Here is a 20,421-nt window from a genome sequence, read left to right as displayed (position 1 = left end):
TAGCAAGAACCAGATATACTTATAACATAAAGGATGACACGGATTGTCTGACAGGACGTCATACTAAGGGACAAGCACAAAGGATGTGCTCCGCCGCAAGGACGCGGCCCTATTTGGAAGTGAATCCTCATCCCCACTCAGAAACAGACCTAATAGATAGTAGCAACTGTCTTAAAGGTTTTTTATAAATTGTATCCTTGCGGCCTAGCAATTCTCAGGTTCTTGAATCTTCCTAAAAAAATGCTTATTAATTCTATTGATGAACTCAGCTATTCTCAACCTTCATTGCCATTAAGTTAAGATGATTTTTCGTCATCCGGTTAAACCAGATGTGGATGAAAATAAGTGCTTAACTTAATGATGATAATAGAGCAGAGTTGTTGTACTAAGCCTAAATTTCGGAATCGAACTTTTAACTCATTTCTGACAGTTGTGACAAGGATTATCTACTAGAGCATCTAGAAAGAGGCCATTCTGATCCTTTAGAATGGCCTTCGCTATTAAACGTCAATGTTTTCTGCTTCCAGAGCATTGCTCTCAATAAATTCTCTACGTGGTTCAACGTTATCACCCATAAGAGTGGTAAATATTTCATCAGCGGCCACCGCATCCTCAATATTCACCTGTAGCATCCTTCTAACTTCTGGATCCATTGTAGTTTCCCACAATTGCTCTGGATTCATCTCTCCAAGACCTTTATAACGTTGAATGGTTTGGCCACGCTTTGCCTCGTCCATCAGCCATTCGAGTGCTTGCTCAAACGAGTCAACAGTCTGAGTTTTATCGCCTCGCTTAACCACAGCCCCCTCATCCAGAAGCGTCGATAATTTTCCACCTAAATTGATTAGCTCTTTGTAATCTTTAGAGAGGAAAAACTCCATGTTTAGCAAAATTGAATGCTCAGAACCGTGTTGTCTTATCACTACGCGGGGAAGATAGTTCTCATTTTCTTCATTATGTATTACGTCTACTTGGTGATGTTGATTTTTGCCACCTACTTGCTGAAGACTCTGATGCAATTGTTTCGCCCAATTATGGATTAGATCTTGGTTTTTAAAATCCTCGCTTTGCAATTGAGGTAAGTAACTGATTCGTCGTAGAATTTCACCATTATAACGTCTAGAATGGCGCTTAATTATCTTTTCAACACGCCGATAATGGAGAACTAGCTCTTCTAAAGCAACAGCAGAAATTGCTGGTGCCTCTTTAGTTGGAAAAAATTCCGCACCCTCCATGGCACTTTGTGTTAGATACTCATAAAGCGCTTCATCATCCTTGACATACTGTTCTTGTTTGCCACGCTTCACTTTATAAAGTGGCGGCTGAGCAATATAGATATAGCCACGCTCAATCAGTTCTGGTGTTTGTCGATAGAAAAAAGTGAGCAGTAGGGTGCGAATATGCGAACCATCCACATCAGCATCGGTCATTATTATGATGCGGTGGTAGCGTATTTTATCCGGATTGTATTCATCAGGTCCAATACCACAACCCAAAGCAGTTATTAAGGTGGCCACTTCTTGTGAAGAAAGCATCTTATCAAAGCGTGCCTTTTCCACATTGAGAATTTTACCTTTCAAAGGCAGAATAGCTTGGAATTTTCGATCACGTCCTTGTTTTGCCGAACCACCCGCAGAATCGCCCTCTACGATATAGAGTTCGGAAAGCGCTGGATCTTTCTCTTGGCAGTCGGCCAGTTTACCGGGCAATCCCGCAATATCTAATGCGCCCTTGCGCCGCGTCATTTCTCTCGCTTTGCGAGCCGCTTCCCTAGCGCGAGCGGCATCAATAATTTTCCCTACAATCGATTTTGCAATTGCGGGATTTTCTAACAAGAAATCATTTAATTTTTCAGCAACCAAAGACTCAACAGCCGCTTTAACCTCGGAAGAAACAAGCTTATCTTTCGTTTGAGAAGAGAATTTAGGATCCGGCACTTTAACAGACAATACCGCCGTTAAGCCTTCTCGAGCATCATCACCTGTCGTAGCAATTTTAGCTTTTTTCGCATAACCTTCATTTTCGATGTAGGTATTTAGTGTACGAGTCAAGGCGGCTCTAAACCCAGCTAAGTGAGTCCCTCCATCCCGTTGAGGAATATTATTAGTGAAACAAAAGATTGTTTCCTGAAATGAATCATTCCATTGTAGGGACAAGTCCACAGTAATATTATCTTTTTCACTATTAAATGAAAAAACAAGGGGCATAATTGGTGTTTTGTTGCGATTTAAATGCTGAACAAACGCTTGTATACCGCCCTCATAGCGGAAAGTATCTTGTTTTTGGCTACGCTCATCATATAAATGAATGCAGACCCCTGAGTTTAGGAAGGAAAGTTCACGTAATCGTTTTGCAAGAATGTCATAGTGAAACTCAATGTTAGTAAAAGTATTGCCACTAGGCTTAAACCAGACCTGAGTTCCAGTGCTATTCGCGTCACCGGTAATCGCCAAAGGCGCATCAGGAACACCATTGCGATAATGTTGCTCATGCATTTTACCATTGCGACGAATGGATAAATGTAACTCTTCAGAGAGGGCATTCACAACCGACACACCTACACCATGTAAACCACCCGAAACTTTATAAGAGTTGTCATCGAATTTTCCACCTGCATGCAAAATCGTCATAATGACTTCTGCAGCGGATCGACCTTCTTCCTTATGAATATCGACGGGTATTCCACGACCATCATCTTTAACAGTTATAGATTCATCGCTATGAATAGTGACTTTAACTTCATGACAGTATCCAGCAAGCGCTTCGTCAATGGAGTTATCTACAACTTCAAAGACCATATGATGCAAACCAGTGCCGTCATCCGTATCACCAATATACATTCCAGGACGCTTTCTAACTGCATCCAAGCCTTTTAAAACTTTGATGTTCGACGAATCATAACTAGCGTCTACGCTCATGAGAATCCTCTTTGCCTAGTGGCTAACCAAATAAAACAGTATAGCACTAATCAGGTTTCTTTTATATGATTCATCTGGTTACGAATGGCAGGATTCACGAGATTTCATCAAAAATTGCGAGCGGCTTCATGATGTATTCTTTGCCTAATAATTCCGTTTTAGCACCCCAATCGTACATTATCTCGGCAAAATAATTGACGGCATTAGCCACAACGTTGGTTCTGGTTGTTGCAAGTGTTAATTCGACTAGTTTGAGTGCATAATTATCAGCTGTGAAGGTTTCCCTTGCCCATGCTTTTGCTCGCATACCTAATTCTTTGAAAAACTCTGGATTTTTTTCAAGTTTCTCTAATACAGCAGCGATTTCAGCGATTTCATTATTTGGGTTAATTTTTATAGTGTATTCATTCGGAATTTCACTATAAAAACCAGTGTCGGTTACAATTGTTGCTTTACCATATAACAAAGCTTCAATAGTAGAGGCTGAAGCAGCTTCAAGGGCAGGCCAGCGTAAACAAGTTACAAGATCTGCTTGGAGGATAGCTTGTATTAAAGTTGCATCGTCAATATTACCTGAAATGATGAGCTTTACCTTTTGTTTTTTTGCTAAGCGTGTTAATTCCTTTCTCGTTGCAGGAGATATTTCTCCCACGAGTTGATAGGTTATTTTTTTTCGAAGTGCCCGATTTGCACCAATTGCCTTAATTACACTCGCTGCTCGTTTATTCTTATTAACATGCCCAACAGTTAATATAGAAAATTTTTTGCTTTTCTCTTCACCAGCTTCAATTTGTTCGGTACTAAGATCAGGGGCATCATAGGCGAGCGGTACGACCTGAACAGGGCCTGAGCAAGAATTTAAGACCCGATCAATCTGCCAGCTACTATGAGTAATCACCGCTTGCGCCATAGAACAGAGCCACTCCGTCATAGGATAGCAATTTCTTGTTCCCTCAATGAACGAATCAATGTCTTGGTATTGGAAATAACTGTCGCTGGCAGCCGATCCATACCAAGTTTTAAGTATATTTTTTGCCTCAGCGCGACAGTATTGAGCCCAGCCATTAAATAGATTTCCTAGAAAAAAATCATGAAGGCAGACCACTCCAGGTATATGCGGTAGCCAAGTCAAGCAACCTTGGTGGAAAGTATGGTTATCCCCAATCTGGTAAATAACTCCATCAGCGGATTCATACATTAAATTTACTTGATGATTATCACACCAAGAAATAGGCTCTGTACCAAAATCATGGATTGGATGATTATAGAAACCCACATCTTCTGTCCGAACTACAACGACTTGGTGCCCAAAGGAAATCAATTTACGTGAAATCAAGCTCGCCATGCGGCCAATCGCCGAAGATTTAAGGACTGGAGTAAAGAGTATTAATTTCATTGCAATAGAGCCTCCACTGTTTGAGGCCAATTAATTCCAAGACTCAACCATAATTCTTTCGCTGTAAGTCCGATTTGTCGAGTACGTGGAATGCTCTTCACTGCCGTTCTCATGACCTCTGCTAAAGAAGAGGGTTTTGCCTCAGCGATCCATCCAGTTTCCTCATGCTTAGCCAAACCCAAAACGCCACCACTATCAGTAGTTGTGATCAAAGCCTTACCCGCAATTGCAGCCTCCATAGCAACATATCCCAAAGAATCTTCGTCGAAGGGTAAATAAGCCACAGCCATCGATTCATTTACATATTTAGCGTAAGTTGCTCGAGGTAAAAAACGCAAATCAAGCTTTACTCTATCCTCTAAACCTAACCTTGCAACCATTTCTTTAAGTTGTTCAGCATCAGCAGGCGTATCAGGAGGACCTGCAATAAGTAATTTCACAGCTCTATCCGTGTGACTCAAAGCCTCAACTAATAAATGTTGCCGCTTCATGTTATTTATTCTTCCTCCCGCAAAAATATAATCACCTATTTCATTATTGGTAAATATCTCTGGATCATTAACAGGCGGATAAAGGACTTCTGCCTTAATACCATTGTAATGGAGTAGACGCTGTCTTGTTACTTCGGAGTTAGTGAAGATATTTCTACTTTCAGTGAAAGTTTCTTCATCAGCCGCTTTAATTAAAGCTCTTAACTCATCCCCTGCTTGGTCTGTTGAAATATTGGTTTGTCCTGCATCATGAAGATCGTAGGCCTGTCGATATTGGTGTAATAACCATATAGTTTTCTCAGGATGACGAATCAGGTAAGCAGGAAACTTTAAAGCAATCACATGATCCACATTCCACAATTCAAATGCCCTAGCCATAAGCATTTGCGATGGAATTCGTGCCGCAGGCTCCCATTGAAAAGGAATACGCAGAACTTCAGCCTGATGCCCAGCTATGATTAAATTTTTTTGTAAATGAACTGCTAATTCTTCAGCTCCTCCCCAGATGAAGGGAGCCATATTATTGACAATAAGTACTTTCATGCTAGCAACCTTTCTAACACATGAGACCAAGAAATATTAAGTTCATCTAAGCGAATTCGGGCATTATTTCCTAGTATCTTAGAATGATCTCGATCTAAATAGAGTTTATCTATAGCCTCAGCTATAGCTTCAGGAGAGGGTTCCGTGATATAGCCATTGACCCCATCTTTTATAAGTTCGAGTACCCCACCGGAATCTGAGGTTGTAAGAATTGGTTTTGAAGCAAGACTAGATTCCAGGCTCGGATAACCGTAAGAATCTTCATCGACAGGCAAATAAGCTGTCGCCAAGCAATTAGATAAAATTTCTATTTTTTCTTCTTCTGAGATCCAACGATTTTCCATTATGATCCGATCTTGTAAGTCGAGTTCTTCAATTAATTCAATTAAGCTCTCCAAGTAGTCAGGAGTAGAGCTAACGCCGCATAAACGTAAACGAGCAGAGGTTTTGGTATATTGCATTGCTTCAACGAGTAAATGTTGTCGTTTGTGATGTTCTAGGCGACTAAAGTAAACAATTTCAGAATTATAGTTTTTGCAATAAAATCGTTCTGGTTGAAATACCGGAGGATATAAAACTTCGCTATCCATTTGATTGAAAGTTTTTAATCGATTGGAAACTACTTTTGAGTTAGTGAAAATTTTATTTGCTTCTTTAAATACAGCAGTATCCATTAGATGTAATGCATCCCGTACACCCCTGTATTTACTATTATTTGGGAAGCTTCGGTATGGGCTGTCCCACAAATCATAGTATGGGCGAATATGATGGATGAACCATAATATTTTGTTGGGATGTGGAATAAAATGAGCCGGAGGGCGAAAACAAATAACTCGATCTGCGGAACTTAGATCTACCCAGCGATAAGCCATCTTTTGTTGGAAGAGTAAATCAGGGGCATCAAGTTGAGGAAGGTAAATACGTTCGACTTGATGACCAGCCTCTTTAAGGACAGGTTCAAGCCAATCAACAATATTCCGAGCTCCTCCTTGAATAAAGGGAACAAATGATGAACATAATGCAATTTTCATTATTTTTATCTCAATGCAGTTACTAGAGCATTAACAATTTGCTGTACATCATTTTGAGTTAAATCTTGATGCATTGGCAGGTTAATTCCTCGGAGTGACCAAAGATCGGCTACTGGATATGCTTTATCTTCAGCATAGGGAGGCAGTATATGCATAGGATAAAACACGGGTCTCGTTTCAATCCCCATTTCATCCATATGTTGCCTTAACCTATCTCGTTCGTATTCGCCACCCTTTTTCAAGAAAATGGTATACATCCAAAAAACATGCTTGGCCCAAGGAAGTTCTATTGGTAGCACAATTTGGTCACTAAGGTTCTGTAAAGCGTCGTTATACCAACTAGCAAGAATAGTTCTACTCGAGAGTGCCTGTTCAATTGTTTCCATTTGTGCTAAGCCTAGTGCTGCTTGTATGTTGGTCATACGATAGTTGTAGCCAATGACTGGAAACCAATAACGGCGATTAGGATCCATGCCTTGCCCACGAAATAGTCTCAATTTATCAGCAAGCTCGTCATTGTTAGTAGTAACCATACCACCTTCACCGGTAGTAATAATTTTATTACCAAAAAAACTAAAGGCTGCACAAGTTCCTAAGCTACCCACTTTGCTACCCAGTACTTCTGCACCATGAGCTTCTGCAGCATCTTCGACAACCCATAAACCATATTGATCTGCCAATTTATTAATTGCTTCCATATCGGCAGGGTGACCATAGAGATGGACTGGAATGATGCCTCGAGTTTTTGCAGTAATTTTTTTCTCGATTTCATTTGGATTAATATTCATGGTTTCTTCACAAACATCAACCAAGACAGGAGTAGCCCCACAGTAGCGAACAGCATTCGCTGTGGCGATATAGGTTACAGTGGGGATAATCACCTCATCTCCAGGTTGCAAATCGAGCGCCACTAATGCCAGGTGTAATGCTGTTGTACCATTGTTAGTGGCTATCGCATGTTTAACATTACAAAACTTAGCAAACGACTCTTGAAATGCGCCAATGTATTTTCCATTTGATGAAATCCAATTTGAATCTAAACAGTCAAGTACGTACTTGCGTTCATTCCCCGCTAGTTTAGGCTGTGCGACTGATATTCGTTGCATGACATTCCTTTCCTACTACTGATTTATTAATAATACGCGCAGGGACTCCAACAGCCGTCGCCCCATTTATTATGTTTGAAATAACTACAGTTCCAGCACCAAGAATAACTTTTTCGCCGATTTCAATTTCGGGAATTACCTTAGAGCCAACACCAAGAAAACTTTGGCTTCCCACTTTTACGTTGCCAGCTAAAGCGCATTGCGGAGCTATATGTACCGCCTTTGCTATTTGGCAATCATGATCTACCGTTGCTCCTGTGTTGATAATTGCCAAATCTGCAATATTTGCTTCTGCGTTTATCACCACGCCAGCCATGATTGCTACACCTGAACCAAGGCGAGCGCTGGGAGAAATAATAGCTTGAGGACTAATCGCATTCACTAATATATATCCCTCGTTCATTGCCATAGTTGCCAGACGTTCTCTTAAATAATTTGAACCAATTGCAATAAATATTCGTGAATAACCTTCTTCATGTAGAATGTTCAGATGATTATCTCCCTGTAAAACAGGTATATCTAAACATAAATCGGCAGATCCATCGTTCCCAATGCAAAAACTAACTTCTTCACCCATCGAACGCAATAACTCAATGCACACTTTAGCATGACCACCAGCACCTATGATAATAATACCTTTTTTCATACTGCTGTTTTCTCCCAAGCAGTTGAATTTTTACGGGCAAAGAAAAGATTTGCCGATTCTCTATTTTCTAATTGCCAAACAGAGCAATCTTCGAGAGCCTTTGTTTTTTCGTTAATGACTTTATAACATAAATTCAAATCTTCAAATGCTTTAAGCCACTGTTTTGTACTGTGGTTAGTACGCTTAAGATGTGATTGATCAAATTCTACAATAAGTGCAACATTGGGATTATTTATGAGAATAGCCCTAAAACTTTCTATCTCTGCTTGAGTTTTACGATTTAGTGAACTGGATTCATTTCTTTTTTTTATACATTGGGATGCAAGTATTTGTTTATTTTGCACATTGATAAAGGTTGATATTTGCTGCATCTCCTGCTTCATCGTCTCGAGCGATTGCTGGAGAATAATCGTCATGCTTTGTAGGTGCATACACCTTTGATTTAATTCTGCAGTAAAATAATGATGTACTCTAAAAGTAATTGGTCTAATGATTTGCTTCAAACTGCGGTATATTGACCGAATCATTGGTCGCAGCATTTTTTTTAATTTTGTGCGATAAAAAAAGGTCTCAGGGTCATGATATCCACCTAAAGATAGTGGATTTTGTTGCTCATGGTTAATAGCTATCTCTTTGCTTAGTAAACAGTTTAAACCTGATGAAAACGCAACGCCAATTTCAGTCCTTTTTCGGTATGCTTTGTTCATTATTATCCATGTAAAAAATATTACGATTATACGCCAAAATAAGCTTCCACTGCTGACTGGGGATCAGTATCCATCTTAATTTTTCCATGTTCAAGCCAAATCACTCTATTGCATAGATTTAAAATCAGCTCACGAGAGTGACTCGCAACGACAAGAATATTTGTGGCTTGAACAACTTCTTCCATTCTCTTTTCTGCTTTGCGTTTAAAATTTTCGTCGCCGACTGAAAGCCATTCATCCATTACTAAAATTTCTGGACGTAGGATTGTTGATACAGCAAACGCTAAGCGAAGATGCATCCCTGTCGAATAGGTACGCACCGGCACATCAATGAAATTACCCAATTCAGAAAATTCAATTATATCAGTAAGATGTTTATTAATCTCTGCTCTTGTCATTCCCAGAAGACCGCCACGAACATAAATATTTTCTCTACCGGTTGATTCATGATCAATACCCAGAGAAATATCAATAAGTGAACCAATATCACCTTTAGTCAGAATGCTACCGCTGGATGGCTCATAGACCCCACCTAGTAGGCGAAGTAGAGTACTTTTTCCAGCACCATTATGACCAACTAGTCCAACACGATCGCCATCATTCAAAGTAAAATTTAAACCTTCTAATGCGCGAACAACAACAACTCCCTGTTCAGTTGCATTCAACTGACCACCCGTTGCAACCTGCATCAATCGTTTTTTAAGCGATCGACTATTAGTATTGTAAATAGGGAAATCAACACTAACATTATTAAATTCAATAGAAGCCATAGCTTTTCTTTCTTATAACCAGTAGGCGATGCGGCGCTTATAACGACTAAAGATGACTAGAGTCGCACTCCATCCGACGAACGCTAAAATTATTGATACGATCCAATTCGTTAAGGCAGGAGCCTGACCGAGTAATGGAGCACGAATAATTTCAAATAAATGATTTACAGGATTCAATTCTAAAAAATAATAACTCTTACCAGGAGGTAAGAGATTTGGCATCCACATAATTGGAGTTAAATAGAAAATGACTTGTAGCATGCTCGAAATTATTTGTGCAAAATCACGATACCTAGTGCAAATAGTCGCTAAAAGAAGAGCTACCCAAATAAGATTTGTTAAAGCCAGCAAAAATCCAGGAATGCTTAACAGCGCAACTAAGTGTAAAGGTTTCCCTACGACTAAAAGTACTAAGGGAAAAATAAGAATATTATGTCCTAAAATCAGCACATTTCTCCAAATCATACGCAAGATATGGACAAATAAAGGAAGAGGGAGTTGTTTAATAATTCCTTCTGCTGTTATAAATCCGGTACATCCTTCTGTAATAATCGCAGAAAAAAAACCCCAAAGGATAATACCAATCGATAAAAACGGTAAAAATTCTCTGAGAGAAGAGTTAAAAATTTGCCCAAACACGACACCAATGGTGCCGATCATTATGCCCATACTGATTGTTAACCAGAAAGGTCCTAAGGCCGAACGTCTATAGCGCTGACGGATATCCTGCCACCCCAATATTCTTAATAGAGAGTAACGCTTAGTGGCAGCGGCAATATCTGATAAGGCAATATTTATTGAGCCTGTTCCCATTAAAACACCTTGATATTGACAAAAATCAGGCCATTTTAATCTCTGCGATAGAGACATGTCAATTAAAAGTAGTCTGTCTCTAGTTTGGCAAAAATTTAGGAGTTTTATTATACAGTTGGAGTTAGAAATGGTAGAAAATGTTTCATATCATTGATGAACATACCATTGATGTAAACCTATCTACTGGTTGGTTGTTGTGTCGCGAACACAGGATTGATTTTTGTTCTGTGTTTGCCGACATTTGAATTTATCCTAAACGAATAGCAATTTTTTCTTTAGCATGTGTTTCACGTGAAACACTTGTTTCTTATCTCAGGGCAAAAGATACAAAAGATTGCGAATCTAAATTCAGAGGCAATGATTTAATATCAATTGCCGTTATAAAAAATTGGCCTTTTATTGTTGTAATTAACTCAAAAAGTGAAGAAAGATGATTACTATCCAGTTCTGATGACAAATCATCGCAAAGAAAAACACATGGCTGCGACATCAAAATTGTTTGAGCTAGTTTTAATGCAATGAGTATGATCTTCTGTTGTCCACGTGATAAAAATTGCTTAACTCGATAATCCTGGGATTCAATTATTATATCAGCCTGATGTGCCCCATACTGAGTAAATTGTCTTGATAAATCTGTCGGGAAGGAATCAGCTAAAATCTGCGATAAGGATTTATTAGTCCCTTTTCTATCCCAACCCTTGTAATAACTTAAACTACATTCGAGATCGGTTAATCTAGGTAGAATTTTTTTAAATTCTTCATCTAATTTACGAAAATATTCTGCTCGCAATACGTCAAGTTTATTGGCTAACTGTTCTAGAGTTAAATCCCATGGTTTAACCATTTCTTGTTTGGTTCTTTGTCGAAGTAAACTATTTCTTTGTTTTACCGATCGTCGATAATTTTTCCATAAAAGATGATAACTAGGTTCCACGTGAAACAATCCCCAATCTAATAAACTGCGACGAGTGGAGGGACCCGCATCAATGATTTGAAAAAGATCCTGATAAAAAACCTGGCAAGGAAGGAAATGGGCGAGTTCACTGCTACTCTGGCAAGGATAATTGTTTAATCGAACCTGTGTTGGGGAAGAGATCGACTTTTGAATGCTAATGGATTGCTCATCATTGGTTCGAGCGAATACAACTAAACTATCTGTATTATGACTAACGAGAGGAGTAATTTCTCGCGTGCGAAATGAATGTCCAGTTCCTAATAAATAAATTGACTCAAGAAACGATGTTTTTCCTGAGCCATTTGGTCCTGCAATGATATTAATATGAGGATGAAGATTAAATCGTTCGGATTGAATATTCCGTAAATTTTGAATATGCAATTGAGCAAGAATCATAGTTTCATAGGCATAATAATATATTGATAGAGTTCATCCTGTAAGGATTCAACCAATATACTACTATCGGTAGTTGACATTGATAACCGAACAAGTCCTTCGCCAACAAAATTCAACACATCAAGAAGGTAACTTGCATTAATACCAATTTTTAACTCATTACCGTCAGTATGAGCTTCCAAAGTTTCCGTTGCCTCTTCTTGTTCTTGATTGTTGGCAATAAGTGTTAAGGCACCCGATTGCATATGCAGCATCACTGCTCGCGATTTTTCATGAGCCAGAATAACGATGCGTGAAAGAGAACGTTTAAGCAAATCCCTATCAATAAGAACAAATTTATCTTGATTACGGGGAATTGCTTTTGAATAAGGTGGGAAACGGGCGTCGATCAATCGAGACTGAAAGGTATATTCCTGAGTAGATAGTTTAAAATAGGCTTTGCCTGCTGCGATATCGATTTTCTCATCATTAACATTATTTAATAAACGCAAAATTTCTTGCACCCCTCTTTTGGGCAATAAAAATCGCTGATGAGGAAAATTAAGTTCACAAGGCAACTTGCATACGGCCATTCGATGTCCATCCGTAGCAACCGAAGTAATGGTTTGCGCATCTAACTCAATAAGCAATCCATTTAAAAACACCCTAACATCATGTTGAGACATGGCAAAATGAGTGGATTGCAAAAGGTGAATAAGTGCGACTCGGGGAAGAGAGAATTCAACTTCATGCAGCTCAGTCTCAGAGGAGGGAAAATCATCAGCAGGTAGGGTTGCCAGTTTAAATTGACTCCGACCGGCTTTGATAATAACGATTCCAGATTTCATAGAGATTGTCGGACTGACTTCGTCATCGAGAGAGCGAATGATATCAATAAATTTTTTTGCGGGAATTGTGATTTGGCTAGGGCTCTGGCTCGCTTCGCAATTAATTCGTGCGCTAATCTCCATTTCCAAATCAGTGGCAGTTAATACCAACTGATTATCAGAAAAACGGAGTAGAATATTGGACAAAATAGCCAATGATTGTTTTTTATCCACTGCTCCTGCAACCGTAAGCAAGGGGCTAAGTAATTGCTCTTTTGTAAGTGTTAGATCAAACATATTCCGTCTCAAATCACGATGATAAAGTACGCATCAGGTTTTTATAATCCTCAGCAAAATCATTGTCATCCTGGATTAACTCCTTAACTTTTCGGCATGCATGGAGAACGGTTGTATGATCTCGGCCACCAAAATGATCACCTATCTCAGGCAAACTATGATTGGTTAACTCTTTTGCTAAAGCCATTGCCATCTGGCGAGGGCGGGCAATCGAACGACTACGACGTTTAGAAAGCAAGTCTGCCACTTTTACTTTATAATATTCCGCCACAGTCTTTTGAATATTTTCTATCGTGATTAATTTGTCTTGCAAAGCAAGTAAATCACGCAAAGCGTCTTGAACAAAATCAATAGTTATCGGTTTACCTGTAAAATGAGCATTCGCAATAACTCTACGCAAGGCCCCTTCTAATTCACGAACATTGGAGCGTATGCGCTTGGCAATAAAAAAAGCGACCTCATAAGGCAAATCAATGTTAGACTGCTCAGCTTTGCTAATTAATATAGCAACACGCGTTTCCAATTCAGGCGGCTCAACAGCTACAGTTAATCCCCAACCAAAACGAGATTTAAGTCGCTCTTCCATGCCTTCAATTTCTTTGGGATAACGATCACTGGTGAGAATAATTTGTTGTTGACCTTCAAGTAAGGCATTGAAAGTATGGAAAAATTCTTCTTGAGATCGATCCTTACCAGCAAAAAACTGAATGTCATCAATTAGAAGCGCATTCAAGGACCGATAAAAACGTTTAAATTCATTAATTGAATTAGTTTGCAAAGCTTTAACCATATCGGCAACAAAACGCTCAGAATGAAGATAAAGTACCTTCGCTTCAGGATTGTTCTTTAAAATCGTATTCCCAATAGCATGCATTAAATGAGTTTTTCCTAGCCCTACTCCACCATAAATAAATAAAGGGTTATAAGCATCCCCCGGACGTTCAGCTACCTGCCAAGATGCCGCACGAGCAAGTTGGTTTGAATTTCCTTCAACAAAGCTATCGAAAACAAACTTCTTATTAAGATAACTATTTTTATAGTCAGCCGTATTTTTAGGTGAGGATTTAGGAATGCTTGTCGTCACTTTAGCAGGTTGACTATCCACACTAACGGGCTCGGCTGTTTTTGTACCAATACTTATACTTAATAAAGTGCAAGCATCTCCACCAATCTGGCTAATTAATTCTTTAAGTCGGGAATAAAAATTGCGCTTTACCCAGTCGACAACAAAACGATTAGGAGCTAATAAAACAAGACCAGTCTCATGAATTTCAGCCTGCAAAGGACGTAACCAGGTATTGAATTGTTGCGGCGAGTATTCCTCCTCAAGAAGCTCTCGGCATTTATTCCAAACATCTTCAAACACAAAAACTCCTCACACAAGGCCAAAATAAAATTAGCAACACGCCACAAAAATCAAAGTTATATTACTACCGAACTTATGCTTAATGAAATAGCTCTCAAGCATGACAGGGAAATGCATTAAAATTGACAAAGAATGAGTCTATAAAGCAATAGCACTCAAACTTAGACTTAAATTTGCAGTTATATGCCACCCCAAATTTAGCGATAAAGGACCAATTATACCGAGCCAGGTATAAAAAAACAGAGTTATCCACAGATAGAATAAAAAATTAAATCATTTTACCAGAGACATATCGACCTTTATTGAGCAAAAAAGAAGCTTACCTGATTTGGTTAGCTATGTATAAGCAGGGAAAAGGTAGGGGATGAATAGAGGGATAACTAGGCAATTTTTTAATAGGTCTAAGTTATACAGATCTTAACAACGACATTAAACAGAGTTTATCTACACATTTAAAAAACTGTAAAATCATGTTTTTATTAGTTTTTATAAAACAATCAACAGAAATCAAAAACTATATAATAAGAACAAAATAAAAAGTTTAACTAAGTTATAATTATTGGCCAGCGTAATTGAGCAAAAAAGAAACTTCAAGAATTAATGCGTGCTTATTTGACAGCAGATGTAAAGTTTCCTATCATTGCCAACCTTAAAAATTAATTAACAACAGGTTCATCATGAAACGCACATTTCAACCAAGTAACTTGAAGCGCAAACGCGATCATGGTTTTCGACAACGCATGGCAACTCGCGGTGGCCGTTTAGTTCTTAAGCGTCGTCGCGCAAAAGGTCGTAAGCGTTTATCAGCTTAAGTGGATTGTTTTGACAAAACGCGGCGGTTGCTACAAAAAAGCGACTATGATCACGTCTTTGCACAAGCAAAAAAATTGGTTACCCCAGAGTTTATTGTACTTTGCCGTATAAATGCTTTGGGGAATGCCAGACTAGGATTAGCAATATCGAAAAGAATGATACCCAAAGCACATGATAGGAATCGCATGAAGCGCTTAATACGGGAAACTTTTCGTACAACTCGATTACCTGCAATGGACGTGATATTTTTAGCAAGGCACGGTCTAGCAGAAAAAGAAAATAAGACAATTATTGCCGGATTAGGTAAAATATGGGACAAATTAATCGCTTTATACGCAGCCTGATTTGCATACCTATTGTTTTATATCAATTTTGTATTAGCCCTATCATGAAACCCTGTTGCCGCTATTATCCAAGTTGCTCGCAATATGCCCTTGCAGCAATCAAGCAGTTTGGGATTTTCAAAGGCTTATGGCTAGCAGTTGGCCGATTATTACGATGTCATCCTTGGGCTAGGGGTGGCTATGACCCAGTATCACCTAACGAAGAGAAGTTTTAATGGATATACGACGTGTAGTTTTGTACGCAGCTTTGGCGCTGGTTATCTATTCCCTCTGGATGAATTGGCAGCATGATTATCCGCCAACTCCCCGCCAATTAACAAGTCAAACAACAGCGACTGCTAATCAAGGTAGCCTATTGCCCAATCTGACTAACACTCCGAATAATCAACCAAATCAAGAAGTGGCTCCTGAACAAAACACCTCACTGACGAACTCCCCAAGCACCCAGCCTATTCGCGTGAAAACCGATGTGATTGATTTAAGCATCGATTTGCAGCAAGGCGACATAATCAATACGCAATTACTTGATTATCCTGTGAGTGTCGATGAAAAAGATAAGCCAATAACCCTTTTACAAAATCAAGCAGGTGAACGTTACGTTGCGAACTCTAGTTTATTTACTAATAATAACCAGGTAAAACATGTTGATTTTGGCTTTACCTCTGCTCAACAGCAATATCAATTGGCTCCGGGTCAAGATAAGTTAGTAGTGGTTTTAAACGGTAAAACAGCTGAGGGCTTAGCCGTCAAAAAAGAATTTACTTTCACCAAAGGCAGTTATTTGGTTCAAGTGAACTATGTAATCGATAACCAAGGAACAACCCCTTGGAAAGGGTATATGAATACCCAGTTGTTGCGAACTTCACCACAAGAAGATAAATCGAGTATTTTCCATGTTGGTTCTTATACCGGCGCTTCCTACTCTAATCCCGGACAACAACGTTACAAAAAAGTTAATTTTAAGGACATGACTAAGGCAAATCTGGATGTGAATGCGCAAGGTGGCTGGATTGCTATGCAGCAACATTATTTTGTCAGTGCCTGGATTCCAAAAAGCGATAGCCATAATTTATTCTATACGCGAGCTGCTGACGGTGATTATACAATTGGAGCTGTTAGCCAACCTCTCACTATAGAACCTGGTGCACAGAAAGAGATTGGTTCAAGTTTATACGTTGGTCCTGAAATTACTTCTCAATTAAAAGAAATTTCACCAGGACTTGACTTGACTGTTGATTACGGCTGGCTCTGGTTCTTATCATCACTCTTGTTTTCGTTAATGAAAGCAATTCACTCAGTCGTTGGGAATTGGGGATGGTCGATTGTATTAGTCACTGTGTTGATTAAACTGGCTTTCTATCGTTTATCAGCTACCAGCTATAAATCTATGGCAGGTATGCGTAAGTTGCAACCTAAATTGCAGGCCTTGCGTGAACGACATGGTGATGACAAAGCTAAAATGAGTCAGGCAACCATGGAGCTGTATCGTCAGGAAAAGGTCAATCCTTTAGGTGGATGCCTACCTATCCTGATTCAAATTCCTGTATTCATTGCTCTTTATTGGGTGTTATTAGAAAGTGTGGAATTAAGACAAGCTCCTTTTATTTTCTGGATAAAAGATTTAGCTGTGGCTGATCCCTATCATATTTTACCGATTATCATGGGCGCAACGATGTTGATTCAACAGCGTTTAAACCCTGCACCACCTGATCCGATGCAGGCAAAAGTCATGATGTTTTTACCTATCTTGTTTACCGCGTTGTTTTGGAATTTTCCAGCAGGATTGGTTTTATACTGGATAGTCAACAATGCGCTGTCAATCTTGCAACAATGGTACATTACCCGTAAGTACAGCGATGATCGCCCCAAGAAGAAAACCCTAATTTCAGCAAATGATGCAAAATGATACAATCGTAGCAATTGCCACTCCACCCGGTCGCGGTGGAGTGGGGATTGTGCGACTTTCTGGTCCCAAAGCGTACCCCATCGCGCTACTACTTAACGGCAATAAAACTCTTAGCCCACGATTAGCGACTTATTGTTCCTTTATTAATTCGCAGAATGAAATACTTGATAATGGGCTAATGATTTATTTTAAAGCGCCACACTCTTTCACCGGCGAAGATGTGGTTGAATTTCAGGGACATGGTGCACCTGTAGTTTTAGATAATCTATTGAATGAAACGGTGATTTTAGGTGCACGGTTAGCAAGACCTGGCGAATTCTCAGAGCGTGCTTTTCTTAATGACAAGATCGATTTAACCCAAGCCGAAGCAATCGCTGATCTAATTCATGCAAGTTCTCAAACCGCTGCACGCATGGCAGTCCGATCGCTTCAAGGTGACTTTTCCAAAAGAATCAACGAACTCAATGAAAAACTTATTCATTTACGATTATTTGTTGAAGCTGCCATTGATTTTCCAGAAGAGGAAATTGATTTCCTAAGTGACGGTAAAGTCGCCGCTATGTTAAATGACGTATTGCAGGAACTAAGTGATATTCGTACGAATGCCAGCCAGGGGGCAATTATACGCGAAGGTTTATCGGTGGTTATTGCTGGTCGCCCTAACGCCGGAAAATCTACTTTAATCAATTGTTTAGCGGGACGCGACGTCGCAATTGTGACCGATGTGGCTGGCACGACAAGGGATGTAATGCGAGAACATATTTTGCTCGACGATATTCCTTTACATCTCGTTGATACCGCCGGTCTAAGAGAAAGTGACGATCTTGTTGAAAAAGAAGGTATCAAACGTGCTTGGCAAGAAGTGAGCCGCGCTGATTGTCTGTTAATGGTTATCGATGTAAATAGCCCAGTTTGCACTGAGTTAAGTGAAGAAATTAAGACTGCGCTACCCCCCTCAGTCCCTATTATTCAGATCTTTAATAAAATTGATGTAAGCAATATAAAACCAACAACCGAAGAAAATAAGGTCTTCCTTTCTGCGAAATCAGGACAAGGATTAGAGGCCTTAAAGGAAAAAATTAAAGAACTAGTCGGTTATCAACCAGCGGAGGGGCTGTTCTTAGCCCGCCGACGTCATTTACAAGCCTTGGATCAAGCGAAAGCTTTTTTGCTTGCCGGCCAATTACAACTCACTGAGTTAAGAGCCGGTGAATTACTTGCCGAAGATTTACGCCTTGCCCATCAAGCCTTATGCGAAATTACTGGGGAATTTTCTTCAGATGATTTATTGGGGCGCATTTTCTCTAGCTTTTGTATTGGTAAATAATTCTAAGCCTTAAGTCTGCTTGTTTAATTCAACAAACCCTATTTCCAAACAAACTGGTGAAAATAAATACAAAACATCTTGTGTGTTATGCAATAGAATGTTAAGTTAACTTTTTTAAACGAGATGTATATTTTTTTGTTGGGTTGATGATTATGGCCTTTGAAGGATATTTTGCAGATTTCGCTAATGATAAACGCCAATTTTTTGCAGAAGTCAAAACACTAGATGATGCAAGAAAGAGAGCCGAAAGCCATGATTATGGGTTTTTAGCCCCCAACGAAAAACTCCTTAAAAAGGAGTACGAACTCTTATGGGGCCGTCTACAAAAAGGTGATATCGATCACGATGCTTTTTGGTTATACGCTTATTACTGCTGCATTATGTTGCAAAATTATCATCGTGCTTATGGACAAGATGGTAAAGCAGAGGAATTCTTAAAACTAAGAATAGACATAAAAGAGCGTTTGGAATTTAAAAAGAGCGGTAAAACAAAACATCCTAAGCAAACCAAATCCGACCAAAAAACTGATAATGAAAGTTTTTTTGAGTATCTGGGAAAAAGGATTTCAAATGGTTTAATCGATTTGCTTAGGGCGCCTACAAAAGTATCAACAATTCGTGACTGGGTTTCTGCACTTAATGTTGAGCGGATATATTGGTTTTTTTGCCGCACAACAATAACCAAATCCTTGCTTTTAGCTCGTGAATTGGAAATTCTCGATAGAATTGGTAGCGTGTTCAGCAATATCGACGTCGATAACGTTGTTTCTATCTTAGAATCCCCCAATCCCGTTCTTAGAGTATGCAGCGTGGCTTTTTTCGCCCTCCGTTTTATTTTTAATGGAGCAATGCTGACTAAACATGCATATGGATCTGAAAAAGAAAAAGATTATGACTGGGAACTACGGTTATACGATGAATTATATAAACGTCATCCCGTCTTGGTGAATGATCTGGTATGGGGAATAGTCAATTTCATTACTAACTACAATTGGCTGACTGGAATACCCGATCCGACTGCAGGATGGATTGTAGCGGGATTTCTATTCTTTGATTTTTGTTGGCTGATTTGGCAGCGACATTTAGCAGAGAAGGAATTTTTAGCTAAAAGAGAGCAATTGATTAGTGATAGGAATTTCTATAATGACTTGCTCATTAATTTCGTTGATGAAAAAGGGGAACCATTAACGGAAGAAAAAACAAAAGAGATTGGCCTACATATTAAATTATTAAATGATGAAATTGAGCAGTTGGAGATTAGCTGGAGTGCAGAAAGTTCTTATTTTTGGTTTAACTGTGCTGCAGCATTACTACTTGCGGTAGGGTTTTCAGCATCAATGGTATTTACAGCACCAGTAATAGCAATTCTCTGTTATGCAATTTGTACTTTTGGTGTGGCGATGTATTTATCAGCTGGATCCTATAAAAATTTTGAAGAAAAAAGACTTCAAGCAATCCATGACCCCAATAATAATGAAGCCATTATTGCTTATAATGCAGCACGAAATGAGTTCATATTCACAATGCTTAAAAACGTTTTTCTGCCAACCTTATTTATTGCCACATTTGCAATTTGCTGGCAGGCAGCGGTTGTTCTTACTGCGGTATATCTCGCTTATCAGCTTTATTCTGCTTATAACAGTTATGAAGAGAAACACAAACAGCAAGTAGAGGTTGGAGCGGAAAATCCAGTGATTGAATTCAATGAAGAAGATAGCTCAGAGCAATATCGAGATGACTTATTAGGAATCGCGGCGGTTTTATCTTAGAGACTCTAGCCAGGTTCAATC

18 protein-coding genes are annotated in these 20,421 nt (G+C 39.2%); 6 read left to right on the top strand and 12 right to left on the bottom strand.

What is annotated here, in order from left to right:
- Positions 1 to 500: 500 nt before the first annotated feature.
- The 12 genes from gyrB to dnaA form a co-directional block, all read right to left on the bottom strand.
- Positions 501 to 2,918, bottom strand: coding sequence for a DNA topoisomerase (ATP-hydrolyzing) subunit B (gene gyrB / locus Ldro_RS14625; protein ID WP_058497158.1), 2,418 nt, complete (start codon positions 2,916 to 2,918; stop codon positions 501 to 503).
- Positions 2,919 to 3,012: 94 nt separating this feature from the next.
- Positions 3,013 to 4,314, bottom strand: a complete 1,302-nt coding sequence (locus tag Ldro_RS14620; RefSeq protein ID WP_058497157.1) for a glycosyltransferase family 4 protein — start codon at positions 4,312 to 4,314, stop codon at positions 3,013 to 3,015.
- Positions 4,311 to 5,348 (bottom strand): glycosyltransferase family 4 protein, encoded by a 1,038-nt coding sequence (locus tag Ldro_RS14615; RefSeq protein ID WP_058497156.1) that lies wholly within the window; start codon positions 5,346 to 5,348, stop codon positions 4,311 to 4,313. Before Ldro_RS14615 ends, Ldro_RS14620 begins: the two co-directional genes overlap by 4 nt.
- Entirely contained in the window at positions 5,345 to 6,379 is a 1,035-nt protein-coding gene (locus Ldro_RS14610; RefSeq protein ID WP_058497155.1) for a glycosyltransferase family 4 protein, read from the bottom strand. Before Ldro_RS14610 ends, Ldro_RS14615 begins: the two co-directional genes overlap by 4 nt.
- Before the next feature lie 5 nt (positions 6,380 to 6,384).
- Positions 6,385 to 7,485, bottom strand: a complete 1,101-nt coding sequence (locus Ldro_RS14605; protein ID WP_058497154.1) for a DegT/DnrJ/EryC1/StrS family aminotransferase — start codon at positions 7,483 to 7,485, stop codon at positions 6,385 to 6,387.
- A complete protein-coding gene (locus Ldro_RS14600; RefSeq protein ID WP_058497153.1) occupies positions 7,457 to 8,131 on the bottom strand; it encodes an acetyltransferase in 675 nt (224 codons plus the stop codon). Before Ldro_RS14600 ends, Ldro_RS14605 begins: the two co-directional genes overlap by 29 nt.
- Positions 8,128 to 8,838: a hypothetical protein gene (locus tag Ldro_RS14595; protein WP_058497152.1), complete on the bottom strand. Its 711-nt coding sequence runs from the start codon at positions 8,836 to 8,838 to the stop codon at positions 8,128 to 8,130. Before Ldro_RS14595 ends, Ldro_RS14600 begins: the two co-directional genes overlap by 4 nt.
- A 26-nt stretch (positions 8,839 to 8,864) precedes the next feature.
- Positions 8,865 to 9,608 carry an ABC transporter ATP-binding protein gene (locus Ldro_RS14590; protein WP_058497151.1) on the bottom strand — a complete coding sequence of 248 codons (744 nt, stop codon included), beginning with the start codon at positions 9,606 to 9,608 and terminating at the stop codon, positions 8,865 to 8,867.
- Positions 9,609 to 9,620: 12 nt separating this feature from the next.
- Positions 9,621 to 10,421 (bottom strand): ABC transporter permease, encoded by an 801-nt coding sequence (locus Ldro_RS14585; RefSeq protein ID WP_058497150.1) that lies wholly within the window; start codon positions 10,419 to 10,421, stop codon positions 9,621 to 9,623.
- Positions 10,422 to 10,728: 307 nt separating this feature from the next.
- Entirely contained in the window at positions 10,729 to 11,772 is a 1,044-nt protein-coding gene (gene recF / locus Ldro_RS14580; RefSeq protein ID WP_058497149.1) for a DNA replication/repair protein RecF, read from the bottom strand.
- Complete coding sequence (gene dnaN / locus Ldro_RS14575; RefSeq protein WP_058497148.1) at positions 11,769 to 12,875, bottom strand: DNA polymerase III subunit beta; 1,107 nt, start codon at positions 12,873 to 12,875, stop codon at positions 11,769 to 11,771. Before dnaN ends, recF begins: the two co-directional genes overlap by 4 nt.
- 13 nt (positions 12,876 to 12,888) lie before the next feature.
- Positions 12,889 to 14,241, bottom strand: a complete 1,353-nt coding sequence (gene dnaA, locus Ldro_RS14570) for a chromosomal replication initiator protein DnaA (protein ID WP_058497147.1) — start codon at positions 14,239 to 14,241, stop codon at positions 12,889 to 12,891.
- A gap of 677 nt (positions 14,242 to 14,918) precedes the next feature.
- On the opposite strand from dnaA, the gene rpmH reads away from it, so the two are divergent.
- The 6 genes from rpmH (at position 14,919) to Ldro_RS14540 (ending at position 20,400) form a co-directional block, all read left to right on the top strand.
- Positions 14,919 to 15,053 carry a 50S ribosomal protein L34 gene (gene rpmH, locus Ldro_RS14565; protein ID WP_019215662.1) on the top strand — a complete coding sequence of 45 codons (135 nt, stop codon included), beginning with the start codon at positions 14,919 to 14,921 and terminating at the stop codon, positions 15,051 to 15,053.
- Positions 15,054 to 15,398 (top strand): ribonuclease P protein component, encoded by a 345-nt coding sequence (rnpA, locus tag Ldro_RS14560; RefSeq protein ID WP_058497146.1) that lies wholly within the window; start codon positions 15,054 to 15,056, stop codon positions 15,396 to 15,398. It begins immediately after the preceding gene.
- On the top strand, positions 15,365 to 15,613 hold the full coding sequence (yidD, locus tag Ldro_RS14555; RefSeq protein ID WP_058497145.1) for a membrane protein insertion efficiency factor YidD: 249 nt from the start codon (positions 15,365 to 15,367) through the stop codon (positions 15,611 to 15,613). The genes rnpA and yidD overlap by 34 nt, the downstream gene beginning before the upstream one ends.
- Positions 15,613 to 17,304: a membrane protein insertase YidC gene (gene yidC / locus Ldro_RS14550; RefSeq protein ID WP_058497144.1), complete on the top strand. Its 1,692-nt coding sequence runs from the start codon at positions 15,613 to 15,615 to the stop codon at positions 17,302 to 17,304. Before yidD ends, yidC begins: the two co-directional genes overlap by 1 nt.
- On the top strand, positions 17,294 to 18,631 hold the full coding sequence (gene mnmE, locus Ldro_RS14545) for a tRNA uridine-5-carboxymethylaminomethyl(34) synthesis GTPase MnmE (protein WP_058497143.1): 1,338 nt from the start codon (positions 17,294 to 17,296) through the stop codon (positions 18,629 to 18,631). The genes yidC and mnmE overlap by 11 nt, the downstream gene beginning before the upstream one ends.
- Before the next feature lie 152 nt (positions 18,632 to 18,783).
- Positions 18,784 to 20,400 carry a hypothetical protein gene (locus Ldro_RS14540; protein WP_058497142.1) on the top strand — a complete coding sequence of 539 codons (1,617 nt, stop codon included), beginning with the start codon at positions 18,784 to 18,786 and terminating at the stop codon, positions 20,398 to 20,400.
- Positions 20,401 to 20,421: the final 21 nt, after the last annotated feature.

The organism is Legionella drozanskii LLAP-1 (assembly GCF_001467585.1).
GTDB lineage: Bacteria > Pseudomonadota > Gammaproteobacteria > Legionellales > Legionellaceae > Tatlockia > Tatlockia drozanskii.
The sequence above is the reverse complement of the archived record's forward strand: the minus strand, read 5'-3'. Positions and strand labels throughout refer to the sequence as shown.